At 66.6% G+C, this 18,606-nt stretch carries 17 protein-coding genes; 15 read left to right on the top strand and 2 right to left on the bottom strand.

The annotated features are described in order from the left end of the window. Positions 1 to 186 precede the first annotated feature (186 nt). On the bottom strand, positions 187 to 1,428 hold the full coding sequence (locus LQF10_RS17300; RefSeq protein ID WP_231065053.1) for an FAD-dependent oxidoreductase: 1,242 nt from the start codon (positions 1,426 to 1,428) through the stop codon (positions 187 to 189). 155 nt (positions 1,429 to 1,583) lie between these two features. Between LQF10_RS17300 and LQF10_RS17295 the strand changes: the two genes are divergently transcribed. The 13 genes from LQF10_RS17295 to LQF10_RS17235 all read left to right on the top strand — a co-directional run bounded on the left by LQF10_RS17295 (position 1,584) and on the right by LQF10_RS17235 (position 13,806). After that, the gene (locus tag LQF10_RS17295; RefSeq protein WP_231065052.1) at positions 1,584 to 1,781 is read left to right on the top strand and encodes a hypothetical protein; all 198 of its coding nucleotides are present in this window, start codon (positions 1,584 to 1,586) and stop codon (positions 1,779 to 1,781) included. Continuing rightward, entirely contained in the window at positions 1,765 to 2,103 is a 339-nt protein-coding gene (locus LQF10_RS17290; protein WP_231065051.1) for a type II toxin-antitoxin system PemK/MazF family toxin, read from the top strand. The genes LQF10_RS17295 and LQF10_RS17290 overlap by 17 nt, the downstream gene beginning before the upstream one ends. A gap of 41 nt (positions 2,104 to 2,144) precedes the next feature. Beyond that, positions 2,145 to 2,756, top strand: coding sequence for a TetR/AcrR family transcriptional regulator (locus LQF10_RS17285; RefSeq protein WP_231065050.1), 612 nt, complete (start codon positions 2,145 to 2,147; stop codon positions 2,754 to 2,756). Positions 2,757 to 3,427: 671 nt separating this feature from the next. After that, complete coding sequence (locus tag LQF10_RS17280) at positions 3,428 to 4,564, top strand: LacI family DNA-binding transcriptional regulator (RefSeq protein WP_231065049.1); 1,137 nt, start codon at positions 3,428 to 3,430, stop codon at positions 4,562 to 4,564. Positions 4,565 to 4,945: 381 nt separating this feature from the next. Further along, positions 4,946 to 7,501 carry a hypothetical protein gene (locus tag LQF10_RS17275; RefSeq protein WP_231065048.1) on the top strand — a complete coding sequence of 852 codons (2,556 nt, stop codon included), beginning with the start codon at positions 4,946 to 4,948 and terminating at the stop codon, positions 7,499 to 7,501. 243 nt (positions 7,502 to 7,744) lie between these two features. Next, entirely contained in the window at positions 7,745 to 9,007 is a 1,263-nt protein-coding gene (locus tag LQF10_RS17270; RefSeq protein WP_231065047.1) for an ABC transporter substrate-binding protein, read from the top strand. Positions 9,008 to 9,130: 123 nt separating this feature from the next. Next, on the top strand, positions 9,131 to 9,574 hold the full coding sequence (locus LQF10_RS17265) for a hypothetical protein (protein ID WP_231067404.1): 444 nt from the start codon (positions 9,131 to 9,133) through the stop codon (positions 9,572 to 9,574). Position 9,575: 1 nt separating this feature from the next. Then, positions 9,576 to 10,211 (top strand): FAD-dependent oxidoreductase, encoded by a 636-nt coding sequence (locus LQF10_RS17260; RefSeq protein WP_231065046.1) that lies wholly within the window; start codon positions 9,576 to 9,578, stop codon positions 10,209 to 10,211. Continuing rightward, positions 10,208 to 11,011 (top strand): FAD-dependent oxidoreductase, encoded by an 804-nt coding sequence (locus LQF10_RS17255; RefSeq protein WP_231065045.1) that lies wholly within the window; start codon positions 10,208 to 10,210, stop codon positions 11,009 to 11,011. Before LQF10_RS17260 ends, LQF10_RS17255 begins: the two co-directional genes overlap by 4 nt. Positions 11,012 to 11,393: 382 nt before the next feature. Further along, positions 11,394 to 11,552, top strand: a complete 159-nt coding sequence (locus tag LQF10_RS17250) for a hypothetical protein (RefSeq protein ID WP_231065044.1) — start codon at positions 11,394 to 11,396, stop codon at positions 11,550 to 11,552. Between the two features lie 9 nt (positions 11,553 to 11,561). Next, on the top strand, positions 11,562 to 12,038 hold the full coding sequence (locus LQF10_RS17245; protein ID WP_231065043.1) for a glycoside hydrolase 5 family protein: 477 nt from the start codon (positions 11,562 to 11,564) through the stop codon (positions 12,036 to 12,038). Beyond that, positions 11,950 to 12,450, top strand: coding sequence for a glycoside hydrolase 5 family protein (locus tag LQF10_RS17240; RefSeq protein ID WP_231065042.1), 501 nt, complete (start codon positions 11,950 to 11,952; stop codon positions 12,448 to 12,450). The genes LQF10_RS17245 and LQF10_RS17240 overlap by 89 nt, the downstream gene beginning before the upstream one ends. Positions 12,451 to 12,579: 129 nt before the next feature. Further along, positions 12,580 to 13,806, top strand: coding sequence for an ATP-binding protein (locus tag LQF10_RS17235; protein ID WP_231065041.1), 1,227 nt, complete (start codon positions 12,580 to 12,582; stop codon positions 13,804 to 13,806). A 73-nt stretch (positions 13,807 to 13,879) separates the two neighbouring features. On the opposite strand, the gene LQF10_RS17230 is transcribed toward LQF10_RS17235, so the two are convergent. Further along, on the bottom strand, positions 13,880 to 14,905 hold the full coding sequence (locus LQF10_RS17230) for an Lrp/AsnC family transcriptional regulator (protein ID WP_231065040.1): 1,026 nt from the start codon (positions 14,903 to 14,905) through the stop codon (positions 13,880 to 13,882). A 126-nt stretch (positions 14,906 to 15,031) separates the two neighbouring features. Between LQF10_RS17230 and LQF10_RS17225 the strand changes: the two genes are divergently transcribed. Both LQF10_RS17225 and LQF10_RS17220 read left to right on the top strand, forming a co-directional pair. After that, positions 15,032 to 16,399: a Gfo/Idh/MocA family protein gene (locus tag LQF10_RS17225; RefSeq protein ID WP_231065039.1), complete on the top strand. Its 1,368-nt coding sequence runs from the start codon at positions 15,032 to 15,034 to the stop codon at positions 16,397 to 16,399. After that, the gene (locus LQF10_RS17220; RefSeq protein WP_231065038.1) at positions 16,396 to 18,600 is read left to right on the top strand and encodes an alpha-N-acetylglucosaminidase; all 2,205 of its coding nucleotides are present in this window, start codon (positions 16,396 to 16,398) and stop codon (positions 18,598 to 18,600) included. The genes LQF10_RS17225 and LQF10_RS17220 overlap by 4 nt, the downstream gene beginning before the upstream one ends. Positions 18,601 to 18,606: the final 6 nt, after the last annotated feature.

Below are 18,606 nucleotides of genomic sequence, written 5' to 3'. Positions count from 1 at the left end.
CGACCGCGGGAGAGGCGTGTCCCGTTCGATGCGCGATCGTGCCGAAGGTGTGATGAGACCGTTGCGGCATCGTGCTCCGAGCAGTGAAGCAGTTTGCCACCCCGCCACAGGGGGAGGAGTGATCGATTCCTGTTGGCGTCCTCAACCCCCTCCAGCGGACGAGTGGCCCGTGCGGGAGGGGTGCTCCTACCGGTGTGTGGCCGATCGGCGGACCGCCGCGTCCGGATCGGGTAGGTCGTCGAGCAGCTTCCGGATCGGACCGAGGGCGAACGTGACACTCGCCAGCCGCACGGCGAGGTCGCGCACCGTGGCCCACACGCGGCTGCGCCCGAACATCCACCGCGCGAGCGTGCGGGAGTTGTCCTGTGCGGCTTCCACTCGTGGCCGCTGGTACACCTCGAACGAGGAGAGCAGACTCGGAATGTCAGGGCCGCCGTCGCGGGTACCGTGCGCCAGCATGCGCGCCAGCATCCAGGCCGATTCCATCGCCATCCCGGCCCCGATTCCGGCCGTGGGCAGGAAGCCGGCTGCCGCATCGCCGAGCAGCACGGTGCGCCCGGTGGTCCACCGGGCGGCGCGCACGTCGCTCAGCGGCCAGTAGTACGGGTCCGGATCATCGAGAACGGCCTGTAGTGCGGCGTCCATTCGCGCGCCGGGCGCACGGACCTGGCGACGTACCCGGGCCACGAACGCCTCCGGACCCGCCTGCGTGTGCTCCCGCGCGGCGCCGAGAAAGACGCCGATCGCGCCTGCCACCGGATATGTGGCCACCATGAAGTCAGTGCCCCACAATTCCTCGCCGAGGTCCATCTCCTCGTCCGGCGGCGCCCACACCACCCAGCCGCCCCAGCCGGTATCGACGCGAGCAGGTGGCTCCGTGGCCACGAGATCACGCGTGGTCGAACCGATCCCGTCCGCGATGATCACGACGGCGAAACGCGCCGTGATCTCCTCCGCCCCGGTGCGCAGGGTCGCCGTGACGCCGTCGGTGTCCTCCTGGAGGTGGGTCACGGTGGTACCGGTGGAGACCGGGGCACGGTCGGTGGTGAGGGCGTCCAGCAGGGCACCGCGGCTGATGCCGCGGTAGTCGCCGTACCGGGCGAGGAGGCGCGCCATCGACTCGGTGCGTATCGGACGGCCGGTGTGGGAGCGTACCCGGTACCGGTCCAGTGGGACGCTACGGGCGCGGTATGCCTCACGGACGCCGAGGTCGTCGAAGGCCCGATCGACCATGGGCATCAGTGCGAGCATGTAGCCCGGGTGGCGGCCGCCAGTGGATCGTTCGATCAGCACCGGGTGCTGACCGGACTGCCGTAGTAACTGGGCGAGCGTGGTGCCGGCGATGCCGGCGCCGACGATGAGCGTGGGCAGAGAGTCCTGGGCGGCAGCTTCCAGCTGGCCGTGTGGTGGTGTCTCGATGAAGCTCACACCGGCTCCCTCCGCGAGTGTTGGACCAAGTGGTCCACCGCAACTGTATCACCCTGTGGACCGAGCGGTCCAGTGCCGATGAGGATCGTGCGGACCCTCAGGCGCGAGCGTGATCGTTGTAGACTCAACTGTCTACACGGCGTAGTCTGGAGGTCATGATCGAGACGACGACGGTCCGGATCAGCCGGGCGACTCACGACGAACTCAAGCGGTTGGCCGGGGCTCGACACCAGACCGTGTCCGACACGGTCGCCTATGCGGTCCGGCTGATGCGCCAGGACGAGATTGGTCGCGAGTTGGCCGAACCGCTAATGGAGGACGAGACCGCGTGGCTCGATGCTGACGCCCGGTGATGTCGTCGAGCTAGATCTTGGTACGCCGCTCGGCTCGGAGGCTGGGCTCGTTCGGCCTGCGATCGTCGTAACCGCCGCGAGGATATTGCGCGGGGCTCCGAACGTCGTCCAGGTGGTGCCGCTGACTCGTACTGTCCGGCAGAGCGGCGTCGAGATTGTGATCGAGCCCGACGAGCGCAACGGACTGCGCAGCCACTGTTCTGCGCAGTGTCAACACATCCGGTCTGTGGCCACGCGTCGTGTGATCGATCGCTGGGGAAACGTGGGCTCACTGGTCCTGCATCAGGTGCGCGGCACGCTGTCGCTGGTGATGGACACGTGAGTGCTCGACCGACTGCGCGTGACTCCCACTACTCTCGCGGTATGCCGACCCCGCTGGACCGCCTCGACCCGGAACGCCGAGCCACACTCGTGCGGGCGGCGGCGGACGAGTTCGCGAGTGCCGGTCTCGAGGGTGCGTCGCTGAACCGGATCATCCGGGCATGCGGGATGAGCAAGAGCAGCTTCTATCACCTGTTCGACGCCAAGCAGGACCTGGTGGATCTGGTGATCGGTGACCTCGCCAACCGGGTGGCGGAGGGGCTCGAGGTGCCGGCGCCGGAGTCGTTCGCTCAGGGTTTCTGGGTCGAGGTCGAGCAGTTCATGGCTCGTTTAGAGCGTCACCTCGTCGCACAACCGGACGCCCTCCTCCTCGGGCGCCTCTTCTATGCGGAGCCCGGTCCTTCTCGGAGCGGTGAGGCTCGGGTCGGTGTGCTCACAGAGGTCTCTGCGTGGGCTGCGGCAGTGCTCCAGGTGGGGCGGGAGGCTGGTGCTGTGCGCATGGACCTGCCTGCCGACCTGCAGCTCACGCTGGTGGTGGCGGTGCTGCGAACAATGGACGAATGGGCGGTACACGCGCTCGCAGATGACCGCTTGACTGCCAAGGTCGAGTTGGTAGTCGTCATCGATGCGCTGCGGCGGCTGCTGGCCCCCTGACGGTGGGCGATCTGCGTGATCGCGGAGGGCCACCGGGTCGAGGTGGCACTGGCCCCGAATCCCAGCGACGTCAGCTCCCAGTTGCGTGCGCGGGCGACCAGCGCCGGCCAGGCACCGGTGGGGAGTCGGCGCTGCGGCAGTGAGTGACCGAGCTGCCAAGCGCAGCGCGGGGCGTCACGCCGTCGCCTGGACGGGGGGGCGGTGCGGATGGGCCCCAGGGTGAGTTCACCCGACTGCGGCCACCGGATCTCGATCTCCTTCGAACGAGGAGGAAGCTCGGCGCACCTGGCCCGATGTATCGGGCAACACCCTGATCCAACCAGACCGGTGCGACCTGCTGCTGATCCGTCTGCGCGTGACCGGGGTGACACGGATGCGTCGGTCCGCGCTCCCGAAGTCGGCCCCGCCGGATGCGCGCCACGGAGGCACCCAGGAAGAGGACCAATGAGTGCTTCAGAATCGCCCTCCACGGCCCCATCACCCCAGGTCAGCGCACTGCGCGATCCCGGAACTCGACGAGGTGAGCACAGTCAGGTGATGTCCGCACGGAGGGGAGCTGAGCCGGGTTTCGCGGATCGGCGAACTGCTAATAATGCGCATAATTGTCTTGATGGAGGCAGAGGCGTGTGACCACACTGCTCCGGCATGCAATCGAAGGTCAGGGAGGACCGATGCCGAGGCGCCGCGTGACACAGGCGGACGTTGCCGCGCTGATCGGCGTGAGCCAGGCGACCGTCTCGTTCGTGCTCAGTGGCCGGACCCCCAGCGGAGTGCGGATCAGCGCGGAGACGCGCCAGCGAGTGCTTGACGCGATCCGAATCACCGGGTACTCGGCGAATCCAGTGGCACAGCGGCTCGCTGGCGGGCACAACCAGATTCTTGGGGTCTTCACCTACGAGACGACGTTCCCTAGCGGCGGACGTGACTTCTATGGCCCGTTCCTGATCGGCATTGAGCATGCGGCCGAGCAGATCGGTGTCGATCTCCTGCTGTTCACCAGCGCTCGGGTGGTCGAGGGTTCCCGGCGCCTGGCCACGAGTGGCTGGCAACGCTTAGGTATCGCTGATGGCTGCCTACTGTTGGGTCAGCATGAGGAACAAGCGGAACTGCAGCATCTACTGGACACCAACTATCCGTTCGTGTTCGTTGGTCGGCGGGAGAGCGAAGGGGGCCGGCTACCCTATGTCGGTGCCGACTACCTCTCTGGCACTCGGCGGGCGGTGCTTCGGGCCGCGGATCTGGGACATCGGCGGATCGGCTACGTCGGAGCGCGCACCAGCGACCAGCCCACCCGCGACCGGTTAGCGGGCTACCAAGCGGCGATGGTTGATCGTGGTCTTCATCCGAGCTACATCGAGTCCGCTGACACCGTCAGTGCCGCCGCGCAGATCGCCGAGCAGAGCCTGAGTGCGGTGCTGCTCGCCCCCGAGAACGGCCCCGACGAACTGCGGCTTGCATTGTCGGAGATGCGGATTCGTGTCCCCGAAGACCTATCGGTGTTGTTGTTGGGTCAGCCCCACCACCGGTTGCCTGGGCCGACCCGTTGGTCCGGATTCACCATTCCACGCGAGCAGATGGGATCACGGGCACTACTGCTGCTTTCCCACCTCGCCGGCACCTCGTATGCAGGCATCCCGAGCCCCGGTGGCCCGGCCCTGGGCGGCGGTCGGACCGACCCGGACCTGCATCAACTGTTGGACTGCACGGACGTCGCAGGGGAGACGCTAGTCCCGCCGAACGGACGCGGCGGTGCAGGAACTCTGACTCGATCCTCAACAATCCTCGAGCCGAAACGGACCCACGCGTGATTCACCCCCAGCTAAGAACCAACATCACCGAGGTCGCGGGTCAACTAGCTGCATATTGCCCCTCCCGGTCGACTCATTCCGCGCGAGATGCGGCACAGAGCACGTATCGTCACGGAGATCCAGCGCGATCCGATAACCGCCGGTGCGCAACTGCGCCGACCGGTAGACGCTCACCACTACAGAGAACACACCATCCGGTCGCAAGGAGTTGATGTACATCCCGCGCTGAGGTTCCCGTCAGTCCGCCGAAAATCGATCCCACACCGGATGGGAAGAGCGAGCGTCGCCCCACCCGGCCACACGTATCGCCGGGAATGAACCCGCGCAATGCGACTCGCTCTCGCTCGTCCTCGAGCGTCCACATCAGACAAAGGAGTCACGATGCCTCGTCCTATCCCGACCACAATCTCCCGCCGTGCCCTCATTGCTAGCGCCGGCGCAGCTTCGATCGCCGCCATCGCTGCCCGCGAATTCCACCATGCGCCTGCCGCGTACGCCACGTCCGAAGGAAACGTATTAGCACTCGTCGATCCACTCAGTTCGGAACCTGATCGTTCGGCGTTCGACGATACTGAGCACGTCTTCGCAGCGTACCTGCCCATAGTCGCCCCCATGGCCAACAGCATCCGAGATGAGGAGCCGCACTATGGTTGGATGGAGGACGGTTGGTGGCGCTCCCCCGAACAGCCCTATAACGCTCGCGAGATGGAACAGGTTGCCACGCTGACTTGGTTCCTGACCCATGAGCGCTCGTGGAACCCCTATTTTAGAGATCCCAAACTTCGCGACCGGATCGAAGCAGCCCTGAGCTACTATCTCGCAAGCCAACTGCCAGACGGCTCCTGGTCTGAATATCAATGGGACGTTCCACACCTTGCACCGACGGGATTCGGTAGCGTGGCACTGACCACCACCTACCGGGACCTGCATGAAGCGGGAGAATTGTCCGACTGGTTGCCGGAGATCGAAGCCTCTGTTCGGGAATCGAGTGCGTGGCTCGTTGACCGCTCACGGCCACATTGGCGCCAGCCCACGCCTTACACCAACCAGGTCGTCGCTGGCCTGGTGGGGGCAAGCATGACAGCGGACCTCTTCCAAGACGCAAACCTGGCGGCTCAAGTCTCGGAGTGTTGGGAAACGTTGCGAGTACATGGAATTTCAGACGCTGGGCACAGCCATGAGCCCATGGCATACGATTTCGATTACTCCTTCATTGTTGCTATGCCCGACCTGGCTGAAGGAGCGCTTTCCGGGTTCACCGAGCCGATTGAAATGGCGCGATCGATGGCGGAGTTCATCACGTTCGCCAGCGTCTTGGAACCGGATCGATCCGGGTTCCTGCATTGGAGTGCCGCATCGGCTCGGATCCCGGCCTTCACGCTGGAGTGGGAGCCGAACGAAGTGCTGGACCGCACATCTCTTGGAAGGGCACTGATTGACGATGTTCCGGTGCTGGCAGCCTTCCACCCGACCGATGGTGAAATCCTCACAGCTCGCGAAGCGTGGAAAGCGAACCCGGGCCCTATCATGCCACTGCCGAAGAAGGGAACTTCACCTCGTACCTGGATGCACAGCAGCAAGGCTCCGCTCGGAGTGAGCGAATCGGAACGAGAGGATGCCATCGCAACGTTGCCCTATCTGGCTTCCGATCGTTTTACTGAATATCGCCAAGCGGGCACCATCGATCTGGACTACCTCTTCGTGCGGCGCCCCTCTTATTACATCACCACGCTGCTCGGCAGGCGCGCTGGGCACAGCGGCCCGTATCAGCGACTACGGATGGGCCCAGGTCTGCTGTGGCACCCAGCCATGGGCGCGGTCGTCCATGTGTTGAACAGCAACAACGAGGATGCTTGGGGGCCGTTTCCTGAGGTGTCATCGGTCACCCAGGTCGAGGTGGCCCGCACCTACTACGCTGAGCCGTACCGTGAGGGTGGAAGGGTGCCCGCCGATCAGATCGGGGACCTGGAGGGCGACTTCAGTGCTGCCTATCTCGATCGGACCAACGGTAGTCACGTCGTGTTGTCTTTCTTTGACGACTCATTCGTGCAAGACATTGTGACCGATGATCCGGGCCGGGCGGTCGTTCCGCTTCTCCTTCAGCCAGGCGACCTGTTGACCTTCTCCGACGGAACGGAGGTCACCTACGGAGAATCTGTTGAACTGACGGCGATCACTGGATTCAGGCTGGAACGTGGTGTCGGAGTACTGTCCGTCGATTTCGAGCGCGCCAGCACGATCACGTTTGATACCACCGACCGGGTCAGAATGTCTAATTCGCGCCGTCAACACCTGGTACGGGTCGAGCATGAGGGATCACTTCGGACCACCTATGCCTTCGAGGGCCCAGCCGAGACACCGACGCAGGCCCCAGCGTCCGGCGTGCTCAGTTCGGACAACGGCCACCACGGCACGGACGACGGCAACTATGACGTGACGATGAATCTGTGGTGGGGAGTCAATGCCCACGCGATGCGTCTGTTTGAGAACGGTGAACTCATCGCGCACCGAAATCTCGTGGCGCGTTCGCCGCAGGCACAGTCGATCAGCGTGCCGATTCGGGGTCGTCACAACGGCGACTACCACTACACTGCCGAGCTCATCAATGCAGCCGGAACCGTTCAAACGGGGGACGTCACTGTGCAGGTTCGGCACGCCGACCCGGGTGTGCCGGTGCTCTCACACGACAACCATTCAGGTGCAGCCGACTTTACGCTCACCACCAATATGTGGTGGGGCACCAACGCTGATCGGTACCGGCTGTACGAGAACGGCAACCTCATCGATGAAAAGGCGCTGGAGAACGATACCCCGCGGCCGCAGGCGGTGAGCACCGAGATCAACGGCCGCGAGTCCGGGACCTACCGCTATCGCTCTGAACTCCTGAATGCTTCCGGAGTCACCGGTTCCGAAGAGACTCGGGTACTGGTGAACTGAACGACTGCTGGCCTGAGTCCAACTACGAGGGCGAGTCGCGGTCATCGGGCCGGAGGGGAGAACGCGGTTCGATCGTGCCAGAGGCGGTCGAGATTACTGGACCACGTTTCCACCACGAATTATTGATCGGCAACCGATGGCCGCAGCGGCCCCTGCACGGTTGTCCAGTAGTGCCGAACATTTCGGCGCTTTCAACGACGAGAGGATACGACCATGAATATTAGTCGTCGACACATTTTGACCATGGGCACCGCAGGAGTTGCAGGTGCCGTGATTGCGGGTTGTTCGCGAGGAGGCGGGTCCGGTGATTCAGGCGAGTCCGGTGCATCCGGAACGCTACAGTTCGCCTGGTGGGGCAACGAGGTGCGCAATGAGAACACCACTGACGCACTCGATGCGTACATGGAAGAGAACTCCGACGTCTCCATCGAGCCGCAGCCGGGTGAGTGGGCCAGCTATTGGGACCGCCTCGCCACCCAGACAGCGGGTGGCACCGCACCTGACATCGTTCAGATGGACATGGCCTTCATCAGTGAGTACGGCCAGCGCGGTGCGCTCCTGGATCTTTCGGAGCACGGTGCGGACACCTCGAAGTTCATCGACGGCAGCGTCGAGTCCGGGGAGATCGAGGGCGCGTTGTACGGCATCAGCGCCGGGATTAATACCCCGGTCGTCTGTGTCAATCCTGACGCCTTTGCGGCCGCCGGGGTGGACCTCCCTAACGATATGAGCTGGACCTGGGAAGACTGGCTGGAGATCGCCAACGAGATCTCGGCCTCCGGACAAGCGGTCGGAACTTCGGCATTTCTCAGCAGCCCTGCACTGTTCAGCGCTTGGTTGCGCCAGCAGGACAAGGAGGCGTTCCTCGAAGGTAGCCGGCTGGGTTTCGAGGTCGATGATGTGCGCGGGTGGTTTGACCTGCACCAGCGATTCGCCGATGCCGACGCGATCGCGTCCCCCTCGCAAATCACTGAGGATGCCACCAAGCCGCTCAATGAGAGCGACTTCGTTGTGAGTAACACCGCGATGGCGAGTTTCTGGTCTAACCAACTCGAAGCATTGGAGGCAGCCTCCGGCAGGGAACTCACGCTGCTCCGTTTCCCGAGCATCGATGGTGACGCCACCACTCGCAAAGCCTGGTATAAGGCGTCGATGCTCTGGTCGGCATCGGCAACGACGGAGGATCCCGAGGGCGCAGTGGCGCTGATCAACTGGTGGGTGAACAGCACTACCGCCGCCGAGATCGAGTTGGCCGAACGTGGTGTCCCACCGAATGGCGAGGTTGCCGACGCGATTCGGGACCAACTCTCGGATGCGCAGCAGCGGGTCTCGGCGTTCATCGACGAGATCCGGCCCGAGATTGCTGAGACAGAGATCGCCCCGCCCCCGGGTGGTGGCCAACTCCCGACGCTACTCGAACGGTACGGCATGGAGATGCTGTTCGGGGACTCCTCCGCTGCGGACGCGGCCCAGGGGTTCCATGACGAACTCACCGCGGGCCTGTAGCCGAGGATGAGTGCCGACACTGAACCGTGACCGGCCCAGGTTTGTTGGCTCTTCTGGATTCAGAGTGCGTTGATGCGGGCGGTGAGTTGGCCGGAGTAAAGCAGGCAGCGGAGGACGTAGTGGGTGAAGGAGCGGAACCCGAGGGCGATGCCGCGCGTGCGCCCGTTGCCGGGTGAGGCGGGCGAAACCGGGGCGAAGGGGTACGCGGAGGCGACGGACGCCGTCGGGGTCCAGGCCCGGGTGCGTATCACCGAGGGTGAGGATCCTGCGGAGGACTGGGCCGCCGTCGGGAGTGCCACCGCGGTGGTGGTGGAGGACCCGGTGCGGGCTGTGGCGCTACGGGAGCGGGCGGCGAGCCAGGGCATCGGCCTCATCGCTCTCGGCGACACCCCTGGTGCTGACGGTATCGCCCGGCTCGTGCCACTACGGACCGAGCTCGGCCGGCAGTGCGTGCGCGTACTCACCGACCTCATCGACGCCTCCCTGACCGAGACCTGTTCGCTCATCGCCTGCGCCACGGTGAGCGGAACCACCCTGACGGCGCCCGAGGAGAAACGCAGCGACTGACATGCAGACAGATGTCCTGGTCGTCGGCGGAGGGATGGGCGGTGTGGCCGCTGCCCTGGCTGCCGCGCGAGCCGGCCGCCGTGTGGTGCTGACCGAGGAGTGCCCCTGGCTCGGTAGCCAGCTGACCAGCCAGGCTGTGCCCGCCGATAAGCACACGTGGGTGGAGGAGTTCGGCGTCACCGCCTCCTACCGCCGGCTGCGTGAGGGGATCCGCGACTACTACCGCGACCACTACCCCCTGACCGAGGCTGCCAAGGCCAAGAAGGACCTCAACCCCGGCGCCGGCATGGTCAGCCGCATCTGTGCCGAGCCACGCGTGGCCGCCGCCGTGATCGAGAGCATGCTCGCCCCGTTCCGCTCCTCCGGTGCGATCCGGGTGCTTGAGCGCACCCGCCCGGTGAGTGCCGACGTCGAGGGGGACGTGGTCCGGGCGGTCACCGTGGCGGACGTACGCACCGGCGAGGAGGCGACGGTTCGGGCCGGCTACGTCCTCGATGCCACCGAGCTCGGCGACCTGCTGCCGCTGACCGGCGCCGAGTACGTGACCGGCTTCGAAGCCCATTCCGCCTACGGCGAGCCGAGTGCGCCGGCGCAGGCGCAGCCTCACAACCAGCAGGCCATCAGCTGTGCTTCGTGATCGAGCACGTCGAGGGCGACCACACCATCGAGCGCCCGGAGGACTACGACCACTGGCGCTCCTACGAACCGGAGTACTGGGGCAACCCGATGCTCTCGCTGACCGCGCCGGACCCGCGGACGTTGGCCGCCGTGACCAGGACCTTCACCCCGGACATCAATGACGACCCGCTGAACCAGACCGCCGACCAGCGCAAGGCGGCCGGGGACAAGGAACTGTGGACCTTCCGGCGCATCATCGCCCGGGACCTGTTCGAGTCCGGGGCGTACGAGAGTGACCAGGTGCTCGTGAACTGGCCGATGATCGACTACCTGGACTCGCCCGTGGTGGATGTGCCGGACGTGGAGCACCACCTCGCCCAGGCCAAGCGCTTCGCGCTGAGCATGTTCTACTGGCTGCAGACCGAGGCCCCGCGCCTCGACGGCGGCAGGGGCTGGCCGGAGCTGCGCCTGGTCCCGCAGGCCACCGGTACCGACGACGGCTTCGCCCAGGCGCCCTACATCCGCGAGTCACGCCGCACCAAGGCGCTGCGGACCGTGATCGAGCAGAACCTGTCCGTGGATGTGCGCGGGCACGCCCAGCCGGCGACGTTCGATGATTCTGTGGGGGTGGGAATGTACCGCATCGACCTGCACCCCTCCACCGGCGGCGACAACTACATCGACGTCGCGAACGCACCGTTCGAGATCCCGTTGGGTGCGCTCGTACCGCAGCGGATGCGTAACCTGCTGGCCGCCGGCAAGAATGTCGGCACCACCCACATCACCAACGGCGGGCTCCGGTTGCACCCGGTGGAGTGAAACATCGGCGAATCCGCCGGTGCGCTCGCGGCCTGGTGCCTGGAGCAGGGAACCACACCGCACCAGGTGGCCGAGGGCGAGGGGCGCGCGGAGTTCCAAGCCGCCCTCGAAGCCGACGGAGTGGAACTGCACTGGCCCGACGGGTCGAAGAATACTGACACACCACCCCGAGCGCGACCGCTGACTTCCTCGGCGTCCACGGCCCAGACGCCGAGGAAGTCAGCGTTCGGCGGGGAGAGCTCGACGAGGAGTGCATGCGCATCGGAGTGAACTACGTCCCGTCCCAGCGCTGGTATTACTGCTGGCTGGACTGGGACGCCGCCAGCATCGCCCGCGACCTGGACGCGGTGGCCGCGCTCGGCGCGGATCACATCCGGATCCAGTGCATCTGGCCCTGGTTCCAGCCGAATCCGGCCTGGGTCTCGCCGGCCATGCTCGACCGGCCGAGCAGCTGCTCGACCTCGCCGGCGAACGGGACCTGCAGGTCTGCGTCACCGTGCTGAACGGGTGGCTCTCCGGTTTCGACTTCTGCCCCGCCTAGCTGCTGGATATGGCGGCCGAGACCCAGCGCAACATCTCCACCGACCCCTGGGTGGTCGCCGCGCAGCAGCATCTGCTGGCCGCGGTGTGCGAGCGGACCGCGGGTCATCCCGCCCTGTGGGGCTACGACGTCGGGAACGAGCGGAACGTGCTCACGGCGTGGAACCCGGCCGACGAGGCCACGGTCGACGCCTGGTGCGCCACCATGGTCGCGACCATCACCGAGCATGCTCCGCGCGATCAGGTGGTGATCGGCGTGGACCAGAGGCCGTGGATCAGTCATGAGCCCTCGCCCAGCCCGCAGCTGCTCGCGAGCACGGGCTCGATGGCCGCGGCGCATGCCTGGACCTGGCTCAGCGGTGCGCTCACGCGGTTCGGTGAGCAGGGGAAGCCTGCGCGTGGCCGACTTCCTCGTCCAGGTGGCGCTGGCGTCCCAGCCCGACGGCGTCCGGCCTGCCTGGGTGCAGGAGCTCGGCGTGGCACCTGAGTGGGTGTCGGACCCCACCGGCTACTCCGGTGAACTGCTGGCGGCGACGGTAGCGACGCCGTCGGTGGATGGCATCACCTGGTGGTGCTCGCACGACGTGGATCGCCGGTTCTCGGCGTTCGCGAACCTCGAGTACGAGCTGGGGCTGCTGACTGTCGGCAACGAGGTGAAGCCCATCGGGAGGGTGTTCTCCGAGCTGGCCGAGCAGGTGCGATCTGGGGCCGCGACGGCGCCCGAGCCGCGACGCACCGCACTGGTGCTGCCACCGGACCGGATTCCGGACCTGGACGTGATGGCCGTGTGGTTGCAGCAGCCGGAGCCGATGGCCCTGGTCCGGGCCGAACGTCGGCACGACGCCGCATACATGGCCGGGCGAGGGATCGAGCAGTTGGTGGCGTTTCCGCCGGGGTGATCTCGCGAGCCCGCCGGGAACGTGTGGGAAGGCAGGTCGCGATGTGAGCACCCGCAGGTGTGTAAGCTTAGCAGTCGTGCCTGTGTAAATTTGGCAGCACGACGTGTGTAAATTTGGTATTCTCGGTCTATGTTTAGCAGTGAATACACCACGCGGATCGTTGATCCCGTACTGGACGACCTGCTTGACGACTCCCCGGCGGTCCTCATCACTGGGCCCCGTGCCTGCGGCAAGACCACGACTGCGCGACGCCGCGCGCGGACAATCGTCCGGTTGGACGTTCCCGCGGAAGCGGCGCAGTTTCACAGCGATCCCGATGCGGCGCTGCGTCGCCTCGAGCCTCCTGTGCTCATCGATGAGTGGCAGAACGTTCCGGCGGTGCTACCGGCGATCAAGAGGCTGACCGATGAGGGTTCCGAGCCGGGTGGATTCATTCTGACCGGGAGCGTCCGCTTCGATCACGCGCCTGAGTTGTGGCCGGGCACCGGGCGAATCGCGCGGTTGCGCATGTTCGGCCTGACGGAAGCCGAACTGGCCGGAGGTCCTGAGCTGGACGTGCTTATCCCCAGGCTGGTCGACGGCGAACTTCAGGGGCCGCGCTCGACAGAGGACCTTCCCGGGTACCTCAGCCGCGCGGTGCGCGGCGGCATGCCGACGCCTGCGCTGGGCGAGCGCACGGGGGTGCGTTGGTACGGCGACTATCTCGAACAGTTCGTCGACAGCGATCTCGCCTCGGCCGGTGCGACAGTCGACGGTGGTCGATTGATGGCGTACCTCATGGCCCTGGCCGAGAACACGGCCGGTTCACCCAGCGACGCGACCCTCTACACGGCCGCAGGCGTTACAGCGAGGACGGCCCGCCGCTATGACGAGTTGCTCGCCGGTCTCGGAATCGTCGATCTCGCCCCGGCGTGGACGACGAACCGGATCAAGAGGCTCTCCTCCCGCCGCAAGGTCTACATGACTGATACCGGTCTCACGGCCGCAGCGTTGCAGGCGGACATAGACGACATTCTGGCGGACGGTCATCTGTTCGGGCGGATGATCGACGCATTCGTTGCTGCCCAGCTTCGCCCGGTTCTCGTCGCGACCCGGCGGCGGACCCTGCACCATGTGCGGTCCTCCGATGGTCGGCACGAAGTCGACCTCCTGATCGACCTCGGGCATCGGGGAGTGGTCGCCATCGAGATCAAGGCTGCTGCGGCGGTGACCGCGAAGGACGCGCGGCATCTCACGTGGTTCCGGGACAGTCTCGGCTCACGATTCGCGCGCGGCATCGTGCTGCACACGGGGCCGGCCACGTTCGAGCTGGGCGATCGGATCGTTGCTGCACCCATCAGCGCGCTCTGGGCGTGAAACTCGGGCCGTCCCTCTCCGATGCGCCTCGAGTGTCCGGCTGAGCGACATCATGGTGCGCTCGGAGCGCCGGTCATCCCGGCGTAACCTCGCTCCGCACTCGCTCTGGATGCTCCGGGTCGTAGACGAGCGATGCTCGCTTGATGACCTGTAGGCCGTCCGAGACGTCGACGGCGGCCACGCCAGGGAGCCGCCCGACTTCCTCGGTCAGGAAGGTGTAGAGCGCGTCGTCGTCGGAGGTAGCGATCTCGCCGCTCAGGTTCGTCAGCCCGGTGGTGGCCGCGATGTTCAGCACGTTCGGATGGGCTGCCAACGTCCGGCCGACCGCCTCCAGCCGTGCAGGCGTCACACGCAACCACAGCGAGGCGACCACCGGTTGCCCGATCACCGCCGGCTGCACCACGGCACGCAGCCGCAGCAGGCCGGCAGACATGAGCGCCTCCACCCGTCGGCGAGCGGTGGCCGGCTGGATCTGGAGGTGTTCGGCGAGATCTCGCCAGCTGCGCCGCCCGTCGGTGCTGAGCAGGTCGACCAGAGCCTGATCGAGCGCGTCGATGGGGCGCGCGTCGCACGCCCGATCCTCGGACCAGTGATCGAGCCGCTCGGCACGCAAGGTGGTCAGGGTCGCCTCCGGCACGAGACCTCCGGACCAGCCGTGCGGGGTGGAGAAGCGGCGGATGATCTTCGATGTCGAGCTGCCGGTCACGCCGCGGACTTGGGTAAGGCGACTGTTGAGGAGCTCCATCAGGTGCTTGGTGGACCGCACATGCAACTGTGCCGTGCAGTCCAGATCGCCACCGACAACTGACACATAGCCCGATTCCGGCCATTGCGCGACAGCCTGTGCGACATCCGCGCTCGCACCGGGGATGCACCGCAACCTGAGGAAGACGGCGAACCCGTAACCGGCGCGCTGCTGGTCGATCACGCTGACCACCCGGATCAGTTGCCGCTCGAACAACGAGTGGAGCCGGCGTGACACCGTCGGCGCACTGGTTCCAGCCGCGGCGGCCAGGGCGCTCATCCGGCATCGCGGGTGAGCCAACAGGGCTGCAACCACCTTCTGGTCCAGCAGCTCCAGAGTGTCTGTTTCTACCATGATGGCTAGGAACAGTATCACTATCGTTCATCCGGACCGCGCTTCTTGCATCCAGGTCATCGCCCGATCAAGCATGCACCTGTACTGACCGGATCCAGAGCAGGGCGCGACCCGAGGATGAGCGTGATGACTGCAGTGACATTGAGCGTCGTGGGCGCCGGGCATCGAGGCGCGGAGGCGTACGGCGACTACTGCCTGCGCTACCCCGATCGGGCTCGTGTAGTGGCGGTCGCCGAACCGGACCCGATGCGTCGCGCGGAGTTTGCCGAGGACCACGGAATCCCCGCAGAGCGGCAGTTCGCCACCTGGTCCGATCTGCTGGCTCGCGACCGTCTCAGTGACGGTCTCGTCGTGGCGACCCCGGACCTGATCCGGGACGGCCCGGTGGTCACCGGTGCCCGCAAGGGCTACGCCCTGCTGGTGGAGAAGCCGTTCGCTCCCACTGAGGAACAGCTGGACGCGATGTCGGCAGCGATCACCGAGACCGGCGCATTCGTCGGGGTCGCCCACGTGCTCCGGTACACGAACTTCTACCGCACGGTGAAGCGGCTCATCGACGAGGGCACCATCGGCAGGCTGATCCACATCGACCAGACCGAGGACATCGGCTACTGGCACTTCGCGCACAGCTACGTGCGCGGCAACTGGCGCCGCGCCGAGGAGTCGAGTCCGATGCTGCTGGCCAAGTCCTGCCACGACCTGGACCTGCTCACCTGGCTGATCGACGAACCAGCCGAGTCGGTGTCCTCCTCCGGAACACTGACCCACTTCACACCCCAGCACGCACCAGAAGGTGCGCCCGAGCGGTGCACGGACGGCTGCCCCGCCGCCGACACCTGCCCCTTCTACGCCCCGCGCCTCTATCTCGACCGGCTCTGCGGCCACCACACCTGGCCAGTCACCGCCGTTACGAGGGATACCAGTGACGCCGGCCGGCTCGCCGCCCTGCAGGACGGTCCGTACGGTCGGTGCGTGTACCGCAGCGACAACAATCAGGTGGACCACCAAGTGGTCACCATCTCCTTCGGCACCGGCGTGCTCGCCACCCTGCGGATCGGTGCGTTCACCGCATCCAACACGCGCACGATCCGGATCCTGGGCTCGCACGGGGAGATCAGTGGGCGGCTGGATACCGGCGAGCTGGAGGTGCGCCGGTTCCTGCCCGCTCGCGGCGACACCGTGCACGAGTGGTCACGGTGGGACCGTGATGTGCAGGGGCGCTCTGGCCTCCCGGACGATGAGACGTGGACCATCTCCGCTGGGCCCACCTCGGACCCGGACCTGGCCGATCGTCCGGGGCGACGGGAGAGCGACGGCCATGCCGGTGGCGACGATGGCTTGATGCACGAGTTTGTCGAGCAGGTGCAGCAGTGGCGGTCGGGGCAGACCGCCGCACTACCGACCGAGCTCCGTGACGCCGAGCGTAGCCACCGGATCGCCTTCGCCGCCGAACGTTCCCGCCACGCCGGGCAGACGGTGGAGCTGACAGCATGACCACACCCGTCAACGCCCACGCGGTCGAACAGCTCGCCCTCCGGGTGCTCGGCCATGCCAAGGGCCTGCGGGTCACCCATGGTGACGGCGAATCCCCAGGCTATGAGTACGCCGCCCGGGACGGCGTGGTCCAGGTACGAGCGACCGACACGCCTGCGGCGTGCGCCGGACTGTACGCCTACCTCAAGGACGTCTGCGGGGTGCAGGTCACCTGGGACAGCGCGCTCCCACTCTCGGTCGACGGCGCGTGGCCCGACGCCGCTCCGGTGCGGCGCTCCACACCAGCTCAGCACCGCTACTACCTGAACGTGGTGACCACCGGCTACTCGGCGCCGTACTGGGACTGGGAGCGGTGGGAGCGCGAGATCGACTGGATGGCGCTGCATGGCATCACCACCCCGTTGATGATGGTGGCTCACGAGGCGGTTCTGGCCCGGGCGTTCACCGAGCAGGGCGCCGCCCCGGGCGATGTCCGAGCCTGGCTCGGCTCCGCAGCCCACCTGCCCTGGACGCTGATGGGCTGCACGAATGCTCTCGGCGGACCGCTGCCGGCCAGCTGGTTCGACCAACGCCTGAGCCTTGCTCAGCGCATCCTCGCTCGGCAGCGCGAGTTGGGCATGCGGGCTGTGCTGCCCGCGTTCGGCGGGCACGTACCGGACTCCCTCGCTGGTGCCGACACCCCGCGCACCACCTGGCAGGGCTTCTCCACGGCGCTGCTCGATGCCTGCGAACCGCGGTTCGCGAATATTGCCGATGCCGTCGCTCGCGCGCAGACCGAACTGCTCGGTACCGACCACCTCTACAGCGCCGACCCGTTCATCGAGTCAATCCCGCCGACCGGTGAGCCGGAGCGGCTGGCCGAGCACACCCGCGCCGTCTATGCCGGAATGGCCGCGACCGACCCGGATGCGATCTGGGTGATGCAGGGATGGCCGTTCCATTACCACCGGCAGTTCTGGACCACCGAGCGGATCGCCGCCGTCACAGGTGCCGTGCCCGCGGGCCGACTGTTGGTGCTGGACCTGTGGGCCGAGCACGCCCCGGTCGCCGGCGACGGCCGCGGCATCTCCAGCACCCCGTGGTTGTGGTCCGCGGTGCACAACTTCGGCGGCCGGTTCTCCGTGCACGGCGATCTGCACGGCCTGACCCGTGACCTCGGCGGCGTGCTCGACGCTGCCCGGGAAGGGCAGCACCAGGTCGGCCAGCTGGTCGGCACCGGTCTCGCGATGGAGGCGATCGAGAACAACCCGGTCTTCTACGAGCTCGCCACGGACCTGACCTGGCACACGCCGGAGGTCGAGACCTGGGTGCGCGACTACGCATGGCAACGCTACGACCTGGCGGACGCTCCGCCGTCGGCGAAGGATGCGGCCAGCCGCGCGTGGGACCTGCTGGTGACCACGCTCTACCGGCCTGGCGCGAGTAGATCCATCCCCTCGCCGTTGATCGCACGCCCGTGGGACGTGGATCCGCCCTTCGCCCGCCAGCGCAGCGCGGGGGAGTTCCTCGACCCGGACGCACCGGTGCTGATCTCGGCGAACATCGATGCCGAGTCGGACCCGACCGTGGAAGGGGATCTGCCCGCGATCGCCGAATCCGCCGGCCACCTGCTCGAGGTGGCCAGCCACACGGGCGCCACACCCGCCCTGGCGAACGACCTCGTGGATGTGCTCACCCACCTGATCGCGCAACGCAGCCGTGCCACAATCCGCGCCCTCTCCGCGGCCGCCCAGGCGGCAGATCCCGACGGCGTTGCTCACCACGGTGGTCTCCTCACCCGGGCGTTGGCCGACCTGGACCGGCTGGCCGGGACTCAGCGTGAGCGGCTCCTGGGCACCTGGCTCACCGATGCCGCCCGATGGGGTGCTGACGCCGGCGAGCAGCAGACGCTGGTGCGCGACGCGCGCCGCCTCCTGACCGTGTGGGCCAAGCAGACCTCCGGGCTGCACGACTACTCCGGTCGTCACTGGGCGGGGCTGCTCGGCGGGTTCTACTCACCGCGCTGGCAGATCTGGATCGACTGGCTCACCCAGGTGGCCACCCACGGTGGTCAGGGCGATCTCACCGAGTTGCGGGACGCCGTCGTGAGATTCGAGGAGTCCTGGGCGGACGAGGTGACCATCGGGCCGACGGAGCCCAGCGGGGACCTGACCGCCATCGCGACCGAACTGGTGGCCCGGTACCGCGAGCCGATCAGCTGAGATGCG

Origin of the sequence: Ruania halotolerans (assembly GCF_021049285.1) — a bacterium.
Lineage (GTDB): Bacteria > Actinomycetota > Actinomycetes > Actinomycetales > Beutenbergiaceae > Ruania > Ruania halotolerans.
Note: the sequence above shows the minus strand (reverse complement) of the source record. Positions and strands in the feature narration are given on the sequence as shown.